This is a genomic window from Longivirga aurantiaca, from assembly GCF_042660085.1.
GTDB lineage: Bacteria > Actinomycetota > Actinomycetes > S36-B12 > CAIYMF01 > Longivirga > Longivirga aurantiaca.
The window spans coordinates 18,834-35,088 of record NZ_JBHSTI010000051.1 but is presented as its reverse complement, the minus strand read 5'-3'; the positions used below and the strand labels follow the sequence as shown (position 1 = coordinate 35,088).

Here is a 16,255-nt window from a genome sequence, read left to right as displayed (position 1 = left end):
ACGCGACGAGGTCCGACGGACGCACGGCTGCACAGAAGGTCGACCTCGCGGTCGGGGCAACCCGACCGCAGGCCGACCGGACGTGCGAACGCGGGGCCCCTCGATCTCATACATCGAGGGGCCCCGCACCATGTTCCAGTCTGCCAACGCCGATGCCGCGCAGGCGCGAGCGACACGTCGGGGGCTTCGGCGTGTCGCCGCGACACCGCTCACCTGAGCACCGCAGCGCGCGCACGGCGGGCCGTCGGCAGGCACGACGGTGCGGGGCCCGGCACGGCACCGGACGGCCGGGGTGCGGGCCCCAGGAACGCCGCCTACGGTCCTGGCATGGACCCCGCTCCCATCACCCCGGCCCCGCGCGTGACGCGCCTCGTGGGCGTCTACCGGGCCGAGGGGAGCCTCTCGGGGGAGATCCACTACGTCGTCGGCAAGCTCCTCGGCCGTGCGCACTGCTCGCTGTGCGACATCACCCACTCGCCGATCCGCCGCAAGGCCTCCTGGGATCGCATGGCAGCCGGTCTGGGGGTGCCGTTCGAGCTCGTGCACCTCGACGAGCGCGACGCCGCGACGGCCGCCCTCGTCACGGGCTGGGACGACTCCCCGGCCGTGCTCGCCGAGGTCGACGGCGCCCTGCGCGTGGTGCTGGGCCCGGACGACCTCGAACACCTCGGAGGCCACGTCGACCGCTTCGCCGCCGCCCTGCACGAGGCCCTGCACCGGCTTGCGCTCACCCTGCCCTCCTGACATCCGCCGGGCTCGACGTCACGACCCCCGCTGACGCGGCCACTGCGCCGTGTCAGGGCGCGCCGCCCTGGGTGGCGAGCCTTCGACGTACGGCGCAGGTCGGGCTAGCGTGCGCCCATGCCCGACGCCCTCGACCCCACCGCCGACACCGACGCGGAGCGCGCCGTGCGCGCCCGGCTGCGGCGCATCGCCGACCACGAGGCCAGGGTGCGCGCCAACCCGCTCACGACCGTCACGAGGCAGGCGAGCCGCACCGCGGCGTTCGCGGCGGTCTACCGGCGCATCGGGCCGAAGGTCGACCCCGCCCTCATGAAGATCCGCGAAGGCCGGTTCCTCGCCGCGCTGTACGGCTTCCCGTTCCTCACCCTGCACACCACGGGGGCCAAGAGCGGCCAGCCGCGCGAGTCGCCGCTGCTCTACGTGCGCGACGGCGACGACGTCATGCTGCTCGGCACGAACTTCGGCCAGGCCAAGCACCCCGCGTGGACGGCCAACCTGCTCGCCCACCCGGACTGCGCGATCGCGATCGGGCCCGAGCGCCTCGAGTGCCGTGCCGAGCTCTGCGACGAGCAGACCTGGGCCGAGATCTTCCCGCGCTTCGAGGCGGTCTACCCGGGGTACGCCGGCTACCTCGAGCGCCGCGGCGAGCTCACCCCGCGGATGTTCCGCCTGCGTCCGGTCGTCTGACCGAGCGGTGCGCGGCTGCCGCGGCCGCTCATGACGCTTCGTGTCCGGCTGCTGACCACCCGTGGATCCGGGCGCGCAGAACCTCCGCGCACCGACCTGCACGGGCCCGGACAGACCGCTGCCCCGAAGTCCTCCAGGACCTTCGGGGCAGCGGCGTCTGTGCTCGGGCCTGTCAGCCCTTGACCGATCCGGCGAGCAGACCGCGGACGAAGAACCGCTGCAGCGAGAAGAACACGATGAGCGGCACGATGATCGCGATGAACGCGCCAGCCGTGATGAGGTGCAGGCTCGACCCGTAGGTGCCCTTGATGTTCGACAGGTACACCGTGATCGGTGCGACGTCGACCGTGCCGCCGGCGAATGTGAGACCGACCAGCAGGTCGTTCCACACCCAGAGGAACTGGAAGATCGCGAACGACGCGATCGCCGGAACCGACAGCGGCAGCACGATCCTCCGGAAGATCAGGAAGTGGCTGGCGCCGTCCACGCGCGCGGCCTCGAAGAGGTCACGCGGCAGCTGGGCGATGAAGTTGTGGAGCAGGAAGATCGCCAGCGGGAGCGCGAACATCGAGTGCGCGATCCACAGGGGCATGAAGCTCGTGCCGCCCGTCGGCCAGATCCAGGATCCCAGGAGCGGGATGGCCTGCACGAGATCTCGCAACGGCGGAAAGCCGAACCAGCCCAGGTTGAACAGCTGCAGCAGGGGCAGGAGCGCCATCTGCAGCGGGACGACCTGCAGCGCGAAGATCGCCAGGAACATCGCGTTGCTGAACTTGAACGGCACCCACGCCAGGGCGTACGCCGCCATGAGGGCGAGCGTCAGCGGGATGATCGCCGCCGGGATCGAGATGACGAACGAGTTGATGAAGTACGGGAGGATGCCGCCCGGAATCGTGTCGCCACCGGTCAGCACCTCCTGGTAGTTGTCCAGGGTGAAGACGGGGTTGCTGAGCACCGTCCACCAGCCGCTGCTGTTGGCCTGGTCGGCCGGGCGCAGCGAGGTGACGAGCAGGCCGAGCGTGGGGATGGTCCACAGCACCGTCAGGAGGATGACGAAGCCGGTGGCCCAGGGGCTCGACAGGTTGCGCCGCAGCGCGCTGGACATGCCGCCGTGGTCGGGTGCCGCGGTCAGCGCCTTCTCGGCCGCGGCCGCGATTCCAGGAGTCTCGACGCTCATCGGATCGACTGCTCCTTCCTCAGCTGCACGATGTTGTAGACGATCAGGGGGATGACGGCGACGAACAGCACGACGGCGAGCGCACTACCACGGCCCTTGTCGAACTGGACGAACGCCTGGGCGTACATCTCGTTCGACAGCACCTGGGTGCCGAAGTTTCCGTTCGTCATCGTGCGCACGATGTCGAAGACCTTGAGGACGCCGATGGCGATCGTGGTGAGGACGACGACGAGCGTGCCGCGGATCATCGGGACGGTGACCTTGGAGAAGAGCTTCCAGCCCACGGCACCGTCGAGCATGGCGGCCTCGGTGACATCCATGGGGATGGCCTTGATGGCGGCCGAGAGCACGACCATCGCGAAGCCGACCTGGATCCACACCATGATGATGATGAGGAAGAAGGTGTTCCACGGCTGGAGCAGCAGCCAGTTCTCAGGTGTGATTCCGAAGGCGGACACCACGGCCGAGAGCAGGCCCACCTGGGGCTCCGCAGGGTCGCGGTACTCGTAGACGAGACCCCAGATGATCGAGGCGCCGACGAACGAGATGGCCATGGGCATGAAGATGAGCGACTTGGGCAGCGACTCGCGGCGCATGCGGTCCATGAGCAACGCGAGGATCAGGCCGACGAGAGTCGAGAAGATCGGTGTGATGACGATCCAGATCGCGGTGTTGCGCAGGAAGACCCAGTTGGCCTCGGTGCCGAAGATCCACTGGTAGTTCGCCAGCCCGACGACCTTCTTGCCGTCGGGGCCGAGGAAGCTCTGGTACGTCGTCTGAACGGCCGGGATCACCAGGCCGATGAGGAGCAGCAGCGCTGCCGGCCCCAGGAAGATCAGTCGTGCGAGCGGAGTCTGCACCTTGCCCCTGGTGCGCGCCGCCAGGAAGAACACGAGCAGCAGGACCCCGAAGAACACCAGCACCACGCTGGCCATCAAGGCCAGTTTGGATGCGTTTCCCATCCCCTCGACCACCCTCTCGATGCGTCGTGAACCAACGATCGGTTCCGAGCCCGGATGTGAACCGGGGCCCGGAAGGAGTGTCTACCCCTTCCGAGCCCCGGCCGGAACTACTTCGTCACGACTGGTCGTGACGTGATGGCAGTGACCGGATCAGCTAGCAGGCCACGCAGCGTCGATCGCCTTGACGGTGTCGTCCACGGACTTGTTCTCTCCGAAGAAGGCCGTCATGCCGGTCCAGAACGAACCCGCACCGACAGCAGCCGGCATGAGGTCCGAAGCGTCGAACCGGAAGGTCGCGGTCGAGTCGGTGAGGTACTTCGCCGACAGGGCCGAGATCGGGTCGGAGTACGCGTCCAGCGGCACGCCGTTGTTCGCGGACACCCAGGTGCCCTCCTTGACCTTCAGCGTGTGGAACGTGTCGCTCGCCAGGTAGGTCTGGAACGACTGGACCTCGGGACGGTCTGCGAAGGCCGTCACGAACTCGCCACCGCCGACGATCGGGGTGGTGACGTCGGCGCTGATCGCCGGGAGGTAGAACGCGAACACGTCCTTGTCCTCGCCGATCTCCGCCGTCTTGTCGAAGTTGACCCAGAAGTTCGCGTAGAACGACGCCTGCTGGTACATGCCGCACTTGCCCTCGAGGATCGGCTTGCCGCCGTCCTGGAACGCGGTGGTGGCGATGGTCTTCGTGTCACCGAAGCCGGCGTTCGCGTACTTGGAGTTGCGCATCCAGCCCTCGAGGGTCGTGAACGCCTCCTTGATCTCGGGCGAGTCGAACTTGATCTCGTGCGAGATCCACTTGTCGTAGACGTCGCCACCCTGCTGGCGGAGCACGAGCTGCTCGATCCAGTCGGTAGCGAGCCAACCGGTGGCGCCACCGGACTCGATGCCACCGCACCACGGCTTGATGCCGTCAGCGGCCATCTTGTCGGAGAGGGCGAAGAGGTCGTCCCACGTCGTGGGGACGGTGTAGCCCTTCTCCGCGAAGACCGCCGGCGAGTACCAGACGAACGACTTCATGTTCGCGCTGAGAGGAGCGGCGTAGAACGTGCCGTCGACGGTGCCGTAGTTCTTCCAGGCCTCGGTCCAGAACTTGCCCACGTTGTCGGTGACCGACTGCGGAGCCGGCTTGGGGCCGCCCTGCTGCACGAGCTTCTGGAGCAGACCCGGCTGCGGGATGAACGCGATGTCGGGAGCGTTACCACCCTGGATACGCGTCGGCAGCTGGGCCTCGAACTGGTCGGACCCCTCGTACACGACGTCGATCCCGGTGCACTTCTCGAACTGGGCCCACGACGCCTCGAACTTCTGCTGCTCGGGCGGCAGGATCGAGGTGAAGACGGTCACCTTGGTGCCGGGGTGCGAGCCGTACGAGGCGTAGTCCTCGCAGCCCGCCACGACGGGGGTGCTGGAGCTCGGCGCAGCCGAGGTAGTTGAGTCGCCACCACCACTGCTGCCACAGGCAGCAAGAAGCAGGGCAGCCGCGACGCCACCGACAACGGCGGCAGTCCGGCGACGGACGGGAACGGACATTCTGTCTCCCTCGAGCCGATTTGAGAGGTCCGGGTGGCTGATCCCCGGGCTTGTAAGCGTTTCGCATCTTGCTGCGAGTCACGCGCGTAAGCAAGGGGTTTCAGTGAAGTTTCCGGTCTGCAACCGATTACAAATTGGTATCGGTGGCTCGGCGATGGAGCGCTCCCACGATACCGCGATCGGACCGCCGCGGGAAGCCCCCTGCCGCACCTGCGGCCGGCTCCCCAGTCGGACGGTCTGACGGGTTGTGTGCGCGTCCGACGGTGCCACCGCCGGAGCGCCGATGCGCGCTGAAGCGCCGGGTCGTGACCCAGGCGCAACCTTGGACGCCCGATCGGAGCAGGCGCCGGACGTGCGATCAGTCGCCCACGTGCGGTTCCGGGGCGTCGGAGCGACGCCGCAGGATCCGCAGGACGCCGACCAGGCCGACCGCGGCCCAGACCCCGTTGAGGAGCGCCGACTGCCAGGCCGCGATCGAGATCGCCCACACGAGCAGCAGCGCCGCGAACACCGTGTTGGCGCCCTGGTAGCGCATCGACGCGGACTCCCAGCGTCCGACGGTCAGCAGGCCGTACGCCGCGAGCACGCCGAGCGCTCCGACCCAGCCGAGGACGTCCGTCACAGTCACGCGGGAACGCTACCGCTCGCCTCTCGGTCCTCGAGCAGCTCGAGCTACTCGTGCCGGGGCACGGTGGCGGTGAGCCAGGTGCGCAGGGTGCCGAGGGCGCCCTGGTCGATGCCGTGGCCGCCCGGCGAGCGGTGCGTGGTGGCCGCGGCCCGGGACTCGCCGGTGACGTAGGCCCAGGTCCGGTCGAGCAGGTCGCGCGGGATCACGGTGTCGTCGTCGCCCTGGACGACGAGCACCGGCACGCCGTCGAGCCGGCCATCGGTCACGGGCACGCCGGCGTCGAAGGGGACGGTGCCGAACAGCACGGCTGCCCCGGCGTACCGCGACGGGTCGTCCAGCACGAGGCCGCCGGCGAACGCGGCGCCGCCGCTGAAGCCGACAAGAACCACAGGGCGCTCGCCGGCGGCCGCGTCGAGCCACATGCGGAACCAGTCCATCGTGGCGCGCAGCGACTCCGCGACCGGGCGCCCGATGCCGCGGTTGGCGAACCAGGCGTATCCGCCGCCCTCGCCGATCGGCGCGCGCACCGCGGCGTACGCCAGGCCCTCGGGCAGGTAGCGCGCGAGGCCGATGATGTCGCCCTCGTGCGAGCCGCGGCCGTGCAGCAGCACCACGAGCGGAGCGTCGGGGTCGAGGCTCCCGGCAGTCGCGACGACGGGCTCGGCGAAGCCGGTCACGCGTCGCCCTGGGCGAGCCGAGGTCGGAGCTCATCGGACGTCGAGACGCCGGTCCACCGCTCGACGTCGCCGCGCAGGTCGAGCCGCTCGATGGGTGCCGAGTTCTCGTACGCACCCCACTCCGAGCGCGGCAGCATCCACATGACCTCGAACTCGTTGCCGTCCGGGTCCTGCGCGTAGAGGCTCTTGGTCGCACCGTGGCTCGACTCGCCCACGAGGGCGCCCGCCTCGGCGAGCACCACCTGCGCGTCCTGGAGCTCGTCGATGGTGTCGACCTGCCAGGCGAGGTGGTAGAGCCCGATGCCCGGGCGCTTCGGCCCGTACGAGCCGCCGATGCCGAAGAGGCCGAGGTCGTGGTGGTTGCCGCTGCGCGGCAGCTTCAGGAAAGCGGCGTTGGCGCGGGGCTCCCGCGCGACGACCTCCATCCCGAACACGCGCTGGTAGAAGTCGAGCGAGCGCTCGAGGTCGGACACGTGGAGCACGGCGTGGTTGAGCCTGACGGCGGAGACGACCATGGGGCACCTCGGAGAAGCGGGGACGGACGACACGGCAACAGCCGGACCCGCCGTGGAATTCCCTGACGTGTCAGACGTTGATGAGTAAGGTACCGGACGTGCCGCGCGCCATCGACGATCCGCTCATCACCACGTTCGGACGCCTCCTCGAGGCGTTCAGCGGCATGGAGCGCCGGCTCGCCCGCACGCTCGAGGCCGAGGCCGACCTACCGCTCACGTGGTTCGAGGTGCTGCTGCGGGTCGCGCGCTCCCCCGAGGAGCGGCTCATGATGAGCGAGCTCTCGGCCCAGCTCGCGCTCACCACGGGCGGGGTCACGCGGCTCGTCGACCGCATCGTGGAGGCCGGCTACCTCGAGCGGGTGCCCGCTCCTCACGACCGGCGCGTGATCTGGGCCGTCGTCACCCCGCAGGGTCACGACGTCGTCGAGCGGGCCGCCGCCATCCATGCTGCCGAGCTGCACGAGATCTTCGACGGCTTCAGCGGCACAGACCTCGCCCGGCTCGACAAGCTCCTCGACCGGCTCCGCCAGCCCTAGACCAGTCTCAGCCGGCCGCGCGCGTCATCGCCGCACCGATGGCGGCCACGTGGCGGGCGTCCGTGCCGCAGCATCCGCCCACCACCCGCAGTCCGGGCAGCAGCCGGGCGAGGTCGACGTAACCGCGCGCCAGGTCGTCCGGGTCGCCGTCGTCGAGCACCTCGGCCTCGTCGAGCTCGGCGTGGGTCATGCGTGACGCGTTCGCACGCAGTGCGCCGATCCGGGAGGCCCACGCAGCGCTCCCGTCGAGGGCGGGGAGCACGTGCTCGGGGTGCGCGCAGTTGACCATGAACCACGACGCGTATCCGCCCGTCGCGGCGTCCACCGCTTCGATCGCCTCCCCCAGCGATTCCCCCGACGGCAGCCGACCGTCCGTCTCAAGCGTGAAGCCCACGACCACGGGCACGCCGGCCTCCGCCGCCGCCGCGACGAGCCCCGTGCCCTCGTCGGCGTACGGGAGGGTGAACGACGTGACGAGGTCGACCCCGGCATCGGCGAGATCGCCGACCTGCGTGCGGTGGTAGGCCGCGGCCTGGTCGGGCGTCATCGTCGTACCCGGCACGTAGCCGTCGCCGCGCGGACCGATGCAGCCGCTGACGAGGAAGCCGCCGGTGCCCGACCACTCATCGCGCAGCGACGTGCCGAACGCGACCGAGTCGAACGCGATCCGGCGCAGACCGTCCGCCGAGTAGCCGACCTCGGCCCCCCATGCCGGGTTCGCGCGCCAGGTCGGGGTCTCGTGCACATAGCCCGCACCAGCGTCGGCCGCGATCGTCAGGAACTCGCGGTGGTAGCGCAGAAGGGCGTCGCGGCCCTCGGCGGAGTCCAGGAGCGGGAAGGCGGCGAACGCGGGGAGGTCGATGCCCTCGTGGAACACCAGGACCGTCTCGAGTCCGCCGTCGGTGAGCATCAGGTCGTCAACGGCGAGGCCATCCGTGCGCTTGTTCGTCATGCCCCCAGGCAACAGCGCGCACCGCCGCGCCGCTTGAGGGCTGCGTGGGGATCAGGTGGGGACACGTCAGCTTGCGGCGGCCGCGAGCGCGACCGACGCCGCGTGAGCCACCTCGCCGGCGGTCAGCGTCGAGCCTCGGGTCGTCCACCGCTCGACGTCGGGCTCCGGCTGCCGTCCGCGCACCACGTCGAGGGTCGCGCGGGTCCGCGCGATGTCGCCGGCGAGCCCCGGACGCGCAGATGGTCCCAGCGTCCAGCCCGCGACGCAGCACGTCGTCTCGTCCGCCCCGATGCCGGCGAGGACGGGCACGACGAGCCGGAGGGCCGTCGTCAGGTGGGTGATGTTGCCGCGTTCCCGGTATGTGTCGAGCACGTCGCGGAAGTACGCCGCAGCCACCATCGGACCATCGGTCTCGGCCACCGCTGCCGCGAGGGAGCAGCGGGACACCCCGCCGACGAAGGTGCTCCCGACGCTGTCCGAGATCGCGATGGCCGAGCCATAGCAGGGGATCGCATCCCCGCCGCCGAGCGCGGCATACGCGTCTCCACGCGCGAAGGCGAGCCAGGCCCGCTCGGTCGGTGCCATGCCGTCCTCCGGGGTCTCGAGGATCGCGGCAGTGGCGGCAGCGGCGCCTGCGGCGTCCCCCGCGTACGTCGCCGCGAGGGCACGGTTGGAAAGGCCGATCGCGCGATCGCGCACCGCTCCCGACGCCGCGGCCGACTCGACCAGCCGACTCGCCCAGGTGGCCGCCTCGTCGAGCCGGTGCTCATAGATGCCGACGTCCGACAGCACCTCGAGGGCCGCCGCCCGCACCCGCTCGTCGCCGCGTTCCAGCGCGTCGAGCGCGCGGGTGCGCGCCTCTGCCAGTCGGCTCTCCTGAGCGGCCTGGCTCGCAAGCGCGACGACGACTGCCGGATGGTCGGTGCGGTGCTCGAGTGCGTCCGCCCACGTCGACGGCTCAGCCCACATGCGCGAGTAGGCATACAGGTGGAGGGCCGCGGTAAGCCGGACCGCGAGGTCGACGTCGACGTCGCGGGCCCAGGTGTGCGCGGCGCGCGCCTCGTCCGCCAGCCGGTCGAAGACGACTGCCCCCTGGGCCTCGCGTTCGCAACGGAGGTCTGCGTCGGCGGCCTCCAGCAGCGTCGTGACCAGCACGGCGTGCCGCCCTGCGGCAGCCGCGCGCCTGGCGCTCGAGGTCCGCCCGTCGACGGCGCGTCGCACCGTGCGCAGCACCTGATAGCGCCGGCCTCCTCGACCCTCCACCGGCGAGAGAAGCGATCGGTCGGCCAGAGATCGGAGCACCTCGAGGGCGTCGTCCGTCGCGAGCAGCCGCACCGCATCGGACGTGGCGAACGCGCCCGCGAACGCCGACAACGTCACGAGCGCGTCGGCGTCGCGGGAGGCGAGCCGGTCGAGCGACCCCTCGACGAGTCGGGCCAGCGAGCGGTGGCGCTCGGGCGCATCCCGCCGCCCCGTGGTCACGGCGGAAGCACTCGAAGCGACCACCACCTGCAGCTCGGGCACGTCGAGGAGGGCGCTCATCGACGCGAGCATCTCGAGCGCCAGCGGGAGGCGATCGACCGAGTCGGCGAGAGCGTCGAGGGTGCTGTCCGGCAGCTCGTCGAGCATCGCCAGAGGAGCGGCGTCCCGCGCACGGGCGACGAGAAGTGCTCGAGCGGCGTCGGGCGACAACGGCAGCACGGGCCAGATCCGCTCGGCGCGGACGCCGAGACGCTCGCGGCAGGTGACCACGATCGTGGCCACGCCGGCCGCAGCCGCCACGGCATCGCACAGCGCGGCCACATCGGCCACGAGCAGATCAGCGTCGTCGAGCAGCACGATCACGTCGCGACCGGCGAGGGTCTTGGCGAGCAGGTCTGGTCCGTCGTCGACGAGACCGGCGCCTCGGGCGACGGCCGGGAGCAGTTGAGCTGAATCGTCGAGCACCGTCAGATCGACGATGTACCACGCAACGCCCCGCCGCTCGGCCGCACGGCGAACCACCTCGCGCGCCAGGGTGGACTTGCCCACCCCGCCGGTGCCGACCAGGGTCACGAGCGAGCCAGGCGCCAGGCGATCGAGGAGCTCCTCGACGTCCCGGTCGCGACCGACCAGCGTCGGCGCGGCCGGGGAAGCGACGCGCGAGCCGACCTCGGCGACGAACTGGTAGCCGCGGCCGCGCACGGTCCTGACCACCGCCTGCGCGTCGCCGTCGTCCCCCGTCGCCCGCCGGATCTCCTTGATGCGCGTGGAGAGCGCGGAGTCGCTGATGAAGCGCCCGCCCCACACGGCGTCGAGGATCTCCTCCTTGGGCACAACCCGGTGTCGCTGATCGACGAGCAGTGCGAGGACGTCGAAGGCCTGGGGCTCGAGGTGCTGAGGCACGCCGCCGCGCAGCAGCACGCGGCCGGCGACATCGACGGCGCAGTCGCGGAACCTCAGCACCCTGCGGAGTATCCGGCACGCCCCTCCACCGTGCGCCCGATCCGGGCCTCATCGTGGGAGGGGCAGCCAGGCAAGCCTGTCGTCGGCAGCACACCCACCGGTTGGGACGACCAGGTAGCCGTCCGCCTCCGCGAGGCCGCGGAGCATGGCCGACCCCTGGTGCGCGACGGCGATCGCGCCGGCATCGCCACGCCGCGCGAGCACGAGCCGCGTCGCCCGGCCGGGCGCAGCCAGCGCCTCACGTGACCGGACCTGGTCGAGCACCGCGAGCGGGCGGCCGAGCAGCGCGTCGACGAGGGGCGCGCCGAGCGTCAGCAGCGCGGCGACCGCTGCCTGCGGGTTGCCCGGGAGGCCGAGCAGCGCGACGCGGTGCGCGAGGCGTGCGAGCAGCATGGGGTGACCCGGCCGCACCGCGACGGAGTCGACCACCAGCCTCCCGGCAAGGGCCTCGATCGCCCGGTGCAGGAGGTCGACCGGGCCGGCGGCGGTGCCGCCGGTGGTCACCACCAGGTCGACGTCGCCCACCGAGATCAGCGCCTCGACGAGGGCGGCCAGCGAATCCGGCACGCGCGCCACCGACCGTATGGAACAGCCGAGCAGGTCGAGCCAGGCCGGCAGCTGCGGCCCGAGAGAGTCGCGCACGCGGCCGCGCGCAGACACCCCGTGGTCGAGCAGCTCGTCGCCGAGCACCAGCACGGCCACCGTCGGCCGGCGTACCACCGGGACCACGTCGTAGCCGGCAGCCGCTGCGAGCCCGAGATGACCGGCGGTGAGGACGACGCCGGCGGGTGCCATCAGCTCGCCCCGATGAGCCTCCTCACCGGCCAGCCGAAGGTGGTCGCCGTCGCGCACGTGTCCCTCGAGCCGGCCGTCGACCACCACGCCGTCCTCGGACCTCAGCACTGCGGTGGCACCTCCCGGGGCCTGGGCGCCCGTGGCGATCACCACCGCCTCTCCCGGTGCCAGCGGCCCTGCGGAACCTCCAGCGAGGAGGGTTCCGGTCACCGTCCACGGACCTGGACCGCTCACCGCCCAGCCGTCCATGGCGGATGACGTGAACGCCGGAAGCGCCGTCGCAGCGACGAGATCCGAGGCGAGCACGCGCCGGTGGGCGTGTCCGACCGAGACGTGCTCGGCGGCCAAGGGCGGAAGGCAGCCGTGGGCGACCGTGCGCGCCGATGCCCAGTCCGCACCTACGAGGGTCGTCGAACGGGTGTCGAGGGTGGTCATCGTCGTGTCAGCGTGTCCGAAGCAGGCGGACCGCCCATGTCTCCGGTCCGGACTCGTCGTATGCGACCGTCAGCACCCCAGGCCAGAGGGTGTCGAGCTCGCGCAGCAACGGCAGCGGGTCGTGCGGAGCCAGCAGGACGATCGAGCCGTCGACGGGGACGGCTCCGACGGCACCGATCACTGCCGCATGCCGCACCTCGCGCGGGATCGTCCGCACGTCGAGCACAGGCGCTTCGCTCGCCGCGCCGCACCCGCAGGTGCCGCAGCCGCAGCCGCTCGAGGCCGTCGGCGAGGTCGTCGGATCGGGCAGGTCCTCGGTCATCGTCATCCTCCGGTCGTCGGGGTCTCACGTGGGTCGTCGGGATCGAAGGGTGGGGGGAGCGGTCCGTGAGGGGGTTGCCGCTCCCCCCACCCGGTCAGGAGGGCTTCGGCGCGCCGGGGCGCGCGTAACGCACCCACGTCAGCGCGACGCAGGCGAGGACGAAGACGAGCAGCACGGTGAGGAAGCCCGACACCGACAGCGTCGCGAGGCCCACACCGAACAGGAAGGGCCCGTATGCCGCGATGGCCGATGTCCATCCGATGACGCCTCCAGCCTGACGGCGTTCGAAGATCATCGGCATCTGCTTGAACGTCGAGGCGTTGCCGATTCCCGTGAAGAAGAAGATCGCGATGAAGCCGAACAGGAAGCTGTGGAACTGGGCCGTCAACGCCTCAGCACCCGCAGCCACATCGGGCTGCACATACTGCATCGTGTAGACGATCGAGGCCGCGATGCCGATGCCCGAGACGAGCGTCCAGCGCGCGCCGCCCCACCGGTCGGTGAGCGGGCTGAACAGCACGCGGGCACCGGCACCGACGAGGGGGCCGATGAACGCATACGTCAGGGCGAGAGGTACGGCGTACCCGGCGACCAGCACCGTGGTCGAGCCGTCGGCCGCGGTCGCGACGATGTCGGGATTGCCTGCGCCGTACAGGTTCTTGATGAGCAGGCCGAACTGCGCCGAGAGGCCGGCGAAGGTGCCGAACGTCATCACGTAGAGGGCGGTCATCCACCAGGTGTCGACGTTCTTGAAGATGTCCAGCTGCTGGCGGAAGTTGGCGCGCACCGGCACGCTCTTGAGCATCGTCCAGGCGAGGATCGCGACGATCACGACGAACGGCACGTAGATGTACGCCGCGTTCTGGTACCAGACGTCCTTGTTGACGTTGGTCGCCGGGTTGTGGAACGTCTGCGCGGCACCGAGCACTCCGAGCAGGCTGAAGCCGACGATCCACGGCGTCACGAACTGCACGACCGAGACGCCGAAGTTGCCGAGCCCCGCCTGGAGCCCGAGCGCCGTGCCCTGCAGCCGCCGCGGGAAGAAGTACGACGTGCTCGGCATGAAGCCGGAGAACGCGCCGCCGCCGATGCCGGACAGGAACGCCAGGATCATGAACGTGCTGTAGCTCGTGCTGGGGTTCTGCACGGCGACGGCCCAGCCGATGAGCGGGATCACGAGCAGGAGCGTGGTGAGCGACACGAGCTTGCGCGTGCCCATGATCGGCGGCAGCCACATCCAGATGAGGCGCAGCGTGCCGCCGGCGAGACCCGGCATGGCGGTGAGCCAGTAGAGCTGGTCCTTGGTGATCGTGAAGCCGAGGTTGCCGAGCACCGGCGCCAGCGCGCTCGCGAGGAACCAGGTGCAGAAGGCGAGCATGAGCCCGACCGTCGTGATCGAGAGGGTCCGCCACGCCAGGGCCTTGTCCCAGTGCTGGGCGTCCTCCGGGTCCCAGTCCGCCAGCCACTCGCCGCCGGTGCGGCGTTCGTCGGTCGCGCTGCTCATGTCGTGCTCCTCAGGGAGATGGGCCGGGTCACGGGGTGTACTCCGGCATCTGCACCGGGGTCTCGAACTGGTCGGACAGCTCGGGCGAGCTGTCGTGGAGCATCTGGACGACCGTGAGGTGCATCCACACGGCGCAGGCGAGCGTCAGCAGGAAGAGCACGCCGAAGAGCGCGGTCGGAAGGCCCGTGATCTGCACGGCGTACCCGAACATCGGGAGCAGGACGAAGCCGCCGAGGGCGCCGAGCATCCCGACCACGCCGCCGACCGAGCCGACCTCGTGCGGGAAGTACTCCGGGATGTGCTTGTAGACGGCGGCCTTCCCGATGCCCATCGAGCAGCCGAGCAGCACGACGAACGCGGTGAAGGGCACGATTCCGAGGCTCCACGGGAGGATCTCGGCCGTACCGTCGGGCGACACGCTCGTCGAGACCTCGACGGTGATGTAGCCGCTCGGCATCATCAGGACGCCTGTCGAGACCAGCATCAGGCCGAACGTCCAGTACATGATCCGGCGCGCGCCGACCTTGTCGGAGAGCCAGCCGCCCACGGGCCGGAGCAGCGACGCCGGGAAGATGAACAGCGCGGTGAGCAGCCCCGCCTGCCACAGCGGCACGCCGTAGTTGGTCTCGTAGTACTTCGGCAGGGCGGACGACAACGCGACGTACGCGCCGAACACAGCGACGTAGTAGAGGCTGAAGCGCCACACCCGGATCCGCTTGAGCGGCTGCAGGTGCTCGCGCATCGGGGTGGTCGCCCCGGGCCGGTGGTCCGGCCTCGGAGCCACGAACCACAGCACTGCGGCCATGATCACGAGGGCGACGGCGTAGATCACCGGGATGAGCCGCCACCCGCCCTCGACGCGACCGCCGAGGTAGAGCGAGCCGGCCGTGCCGGCGATGATCGCCGGGCCGATGAGCTTGGTGACCGAGGCCCCGACGTTGCCGGCGCCGAAGACCCCGAGGGCGAAGCCCTGCTGGCTGCGCGGGAACCACGCGCTGTTCCAGGCGATGCCCGAGCTGAACGAGTTGCCGGCGAAGCCGATCAGGAACGCGAGCACGAACAGCATCGGTGCGCTCTGGACGCCCGAGAGCAGGAAGGTGGGTACGGCGGCGGCGAGGAGCAGGCCGGTCATCACGATGCGCCCGCCCCAGCGGTCGGCCAGGATCCCGGTCCACAGCCGCCAGATCGCGCCGTTGAGCACCGGCAGCGCCGTGAGCCAGTAGAAGGCGGTGTCGGAGAGGCCGAACTCCTTCTGGATCGACAGGCCGAGGATCCCGAACTGCAGCCACACCGCGAACATCAGCGTGAAGGCGAGGGTCGAGGTGGTCAGGACCCGGTAGCGCCCCGGGGACACGTCCTCGCTGATCGCCGTGCCGCTCGGCTGACGGACCTCGGGCGAGCTCTCCGCCGCGGTGATGCTCATGTCCCCTCCGAAGTGTTATTTACCAATCACGAGTCACGCTAGACCTCGGACCCGGCGGGATGTCCACCCTCAGAATTGTTTTTTACTAGTGATATGGCCCACATGCTGTGCCTGTTGGCCCAGGTCAGTGGACGGCGTACGGTCGGGCTCAGGGATAAATCACGACGTGGTGGAAAAAACCTCTTGAGGAGGGGTCGTGTCGCTGCAGGACCGGTTCGCGAGGCCCGAGCCGAGCGCGGGGGAGACCGAGGCCACCGGCCGCCGGGTGCTGGACCTGCTCGCCCAGAAGGGCCAGGCGCTGACGGTCGCCGAGATCACCGCCGGCACCGGGCAGCACGCCAATACCGTCCGCTCGCACCTTGCGCTGCTGGTCGAGATGGGCCGGGTCGAGGTCGTGCCGGAGAACCGCACCCGGCCCGGCCGGCCCAAGCTGCTCTATCGCGCCACCGAGGCGGCCGAGCCGGCCGACCCCTACCGCGCGCTGGCCGCCGAGCTCGCGGCCGCCGCCGGCGACACCGCGCACTCCCCGGGGGAGGCCGCCGGCCACCGGCTGGCCAAGGCGCAGCGCGAGAAGGTCGCGCCGGGCGCCGAGGCGATCACCCCCGAGGCCAGCATCGAGATGGCCGTCGACGGCCTCGAGGTGCTCGGCTTCGAGACCACGACCGATCCGCTCGGCGACCGCCTCTACCTCTCGACCTGCCCCTTCGCCGACCTCGCCCGCCAGGACCGCGCCATCTGCCGCCTGCACCACGAGATGCTGCACGGCTTCTTCGACGAGCTCGGGTCGGGCGTCACCGTGCGCCGCCTCGACATCTTCATCAAGGACGACCTCTGCGTCGCCCACCTCAACCGCCCCGACCTGCGCCCGGCCCCGGCCCCGCAGACCGCGGGCGACAGCCCGACGCCCTGGGAGCAGTGAC

At 70.6% G+C, this 16,255-nt stretch carries 16 protein-coding genes; 4 read left to right on the top strand and 12 right to left on the bottom strand.

What is annotated here, in order from left to right; all coding sequences use genetic code 11:
• The first annotated feature begins 327 nt into the window (after positions 1–327).
• Together ACFQGU_RS17195 and ACFQGU_RS17190 are read left to right on the top strand one after the other, a co-directional pair.
• Entirely contained in the window at positions 328–744 is a 417-nt protein-coding gene (locus tag ACFQGU_RS17195; protein ID WP_386768923.1) for a hypothetical protein, read from the top strand.
• 117 nt (positions 745–861) lie between these two features.
• Complete coding sequence (locus tag ACFQGU_RS17190) at positions 862–1,431, top strand: nitroreductase family deazaflavin-dependent oxidoreductase (protein WP_386768922.1); 570 nt, start codon at positions 862–864, stop codon at positions 1,429–1,431.
• A gap of 172 nt (positions 1,432–1,603) precedes the next feature.
• Here ACFQGU_RS17190 and ACFQGU_RS17185 read toward each other — a convergent pair whose 3' ends face one another.
• The 6 genes from ACFQGU_RS17185 to ACFQGU_RS17160 form a co-directional block, all read right to left on the bottom strand.
• Positions 1,604–2,608, bottom strand: a complete 1,005-nt coding sequence (locus ACFQGU_RS17185; RefSeq protein ID WP_386768921.1) for a carbohydrate ABC transporter permease — start codon at positions 2,606–2,608, stop codon at positions 1,604–1,606.
• Positions 2,605–3,543, bottom strand: coding sequence for a carbohydrate ABC transporter permease (locus ACFQGU_RS17180; protein WP_386768920.1), 939 nt, complete (start codon positions 3,541–3,543; stop codon positions 2,605–2,607). The genes ACFQGU_RS17185 and ACFQGU_RS17180 overlap by 4 nt, the downstream gene beginning before the upstream one ends.
• A gap of 177 nt (positions 3,544–3,720) precedes the next feature.
• Positions 3,721–4,968 carry an ABC transporter substrate-binding protein gene (locus ACFQGU_RS17175; RefSeq protein WP_386768919.1) on the bottom strand — a complete coding sequence of 416 codons (1,248 nt, stop codon included), beginning with the start codon at positions 4,966–4,968 and terminating at the stop codon, positions 3,721–3,723.
• Between the two features lie 493 nt (positions 4,969–5,461).
• Positions 5,462–5,731 carry a CBU_0592 family membrane protein gene (locus tag ACFQGU_RS17170; protein WP_386768918.1) on the bottom strand — a complete coding sequence of 90 codons (270 nt, stop codon included), beginning with the start codon at positions 5,729–5,731 and terminating at the stop codon, positions 5,462–5,464.
• 44 nt (positions 5,732–5,775) lie between these two features.
• A complete protein-coding gene (locus ACFQGU_RS17165) occupies positions 5,776–6,408 on the bottom strand; it encodes an alpha/beta hydrolase (protein WP_386768917.1) in 633 nt (210 codons plus the stop codon).
• Positions 6,405–6,923 carry a VOC family protein gene (locus ACFQGU_RS17160; protein WP_386768916.1) on the bottom strand — a complete coding sequence of 173 codons (519 nt, stop codon included), beginning with the start codon at positions 6,921–6,923 and terminating at the stop codon, positions 6,405–6,407. The genes ACFQGU_RS17165 and ACFQGU_RS17160 overlap by 4 nt, the downstream gene beginning before the upstream one ends.
• A gap of 98 nt (positions 6,924–7,021) precedes the next feature.
• Between ACFQGU_RS17160 and ACFQGU_RS17155 the strand changes: the two genes are divergently transcribed.
• A complete protein-coding gene (locus ACFQGU_RS17155; protein ID WP_386768915.1) occupies positions 7,022–7,459 on the top strand; it encodes a MarR family winged helix-turn-helix transcriptional regulator in 438 nt (145 codons plus the stop codon).
• Positions 7,460–7,466: 7 nt separating this feature from the next.
• Here ACFQGU_RS17155 and ACFQGU_RS17150 read toward each other — a convergent pair whose 3' ends face one another.
• From ACFQGU_RS17150 to ACFQGU_RS17125, 6 genes are all read right to left on the bottom strand, one after another.
• Positions 7,467–8,411 (bottom strand): homocysteine S-methyltransferase family protein, encoded by a 945-nt coding sequence (locus ACFQGU_RS17150; RefSeq protein ID WP_386768914.1) that lies wholly within the window; start codon positions 8,409–8,411, stop codon positions 7,467–7,469.
• A 66-nt stretch (positions 8,412–8,477) separates the two neighbouring features.
• The gene (locus ACFQGU_RS17145; protein WP_386768913.1) at positions 8,478–10,856 is read right to left on the bottom strand and encodes a winged helix-turn-helix domain-containing protein; all 2,379 of its coding nucleotides are present in this window, start codon (positions 10,854–10,856) and stop codon (positions 8,478–8,480) included.
• A 48-nt stretch (positions 10,857–10,904) separates the two neighbouring features.
• Positions 10,905–12,086, bottom strand: a complete 1,182-nt coding sequence (locus ACFQGU_RS17140; protein WP_386768912.1) for a molybdopterin molybdotransferase MoeA — start codon at positions 12,084–12,086, stop codon at positions 10,905–10,907.
• A 7-nt stretch (positions 12,087–12,093) separates the two neighbouring features.
• Positions 12,094–12,408 (bottom strand): DUF2249 domain-containing protein, encoded by a 315-nt coding sequence (locus ACFQGU_RS17135; protein ID WP_386768911.1) that lies wholly within the window; start codon positions 12,406–12,408, stop codon positions 12,094–12,096.
• A 94-nt stretch (positions 12,409–12,502) separates the two neighbouring features.
• A complete protein-coding gene (locus tag ACFQGU_RS17130) occupies positions 12,503–13,912 on the bottom strand; it encodes an MFS transporter (RefSeq protein WP_386768910.1) in 1,410 nt (469 codons plus the stop codon).
• A gap of 28 nt (positions 13,913–13,940) precedes the next feature.
• The gene (locus tag ACFQGU_RS17125) at positions 13,941–15,335 is read right to left on the bottom strand and encodes an MFS transporter (RefSeq protein ID WP_386768909.1); all 1,395 of its coding nucleotides are present in this window, start codon (positions 15,333–15,335) and stop codon (positions 13,941–13,943) included.
• Positions 15,336–15,531: 196 nt separating this feature from the next.
• On the opposite strand from ACFQGU_RS17125, the gene ACFQGU_RS17120 reads away from it, so the two are divergent.
• Positions 15,532–16,254: a helix-turn-helix transcriptional regulator gene (locus tag ACFQGU_RS17120; protein WP_386768908.1), complete on the top strand. Its 723-nt coding sequence runs from the start codon at positions 15,532–15,534 to the stop codon at positions 16,252–16,254.
• The last annotated feature ends 1 nt before the right edge of the window (position 16,255 follow it).

What these genes read in the sequence shown, in the direction of transcription:
- ACFQGU_RS17135 (WP_386768911.1), bottom strand. Translation starts at nt 12,408, where the DNA reads ATGACCGAGGACCTGCCCGATCCGACGACCTCGCCGACGGCCTCGAGC.
- ACFQGU_RS17150 (WP_386768914.1), bottom strand. Translation starts at nt 8,411, where the DNA reads ATGACGAACAAGCGCACGGATGGCCTCGCCGTTGACGACCTGATGCTC.
- ACFQGU_RS17195 (WP_386768923.1), top strand. Translation starts at nt 328, where the DNA reads ATGGACCCCGCTCCCATCACCCCGGCCCCGCGCGTGACGCGCCTCGTG.
- ACFQGU_RS17180 (WP_386768920.1), bottom strand. Translation starts at nt 3,543, where the DNA reads ATGGCCAGCGTGGTGCTGGTGTTCTTCGGGGTCCTGCTGCTCGTGTTC.
- ACFQGU_RS17160 (WP_386768916.1), bottom strand. Translation starts at nt 6,923, where the DNA reads ATGGTCGTCTCCGCCGTCAGGCTCAACCACGCCGTGCTCCACGTGTCC.
- ACFQGU_RS17190 (WP_386768922.1), top strand. Translation starts at nt 862, where the DNA reads ATGCCCGACGCCCTCGACCCCACCGCCGACACCGACGCGGAGCGCGCC.
- ACFQGU_RS17185 (WP_386768921.1), bottom strand. Translation starts at nt 2,608, where the DNA reads ATGAGCGTCGAGACTCCTGGAATCGCGGCCGCGGCCGAGAAGGCGCTG.
- ACFQGU_RS17140 (WP_386768912.1), bottom strand. Translation starts at nt 12,086, where the DNA reads ATGACCACCCTCGACACCCGTTCGACGACCCTCGTAGGTGCGGACTGG.
- ACFQGU_RS17130 (WP_386768910.1), bottom strand. Translation starts at nt 13,912, where the DNA reads ATGAGCAGCGCGACCGACGAACGCCGCACCGGCGGCGAGTGGCTGGCG.
- ACFQGU_RS17125 (WP_386768909.1), bottom strand. Translation starts at nt 15,335, where the DNA reads ATGAGCATCACCGCGGCGGAGAGCTCGCCCGAGGTCCGTCAGCCGAGC.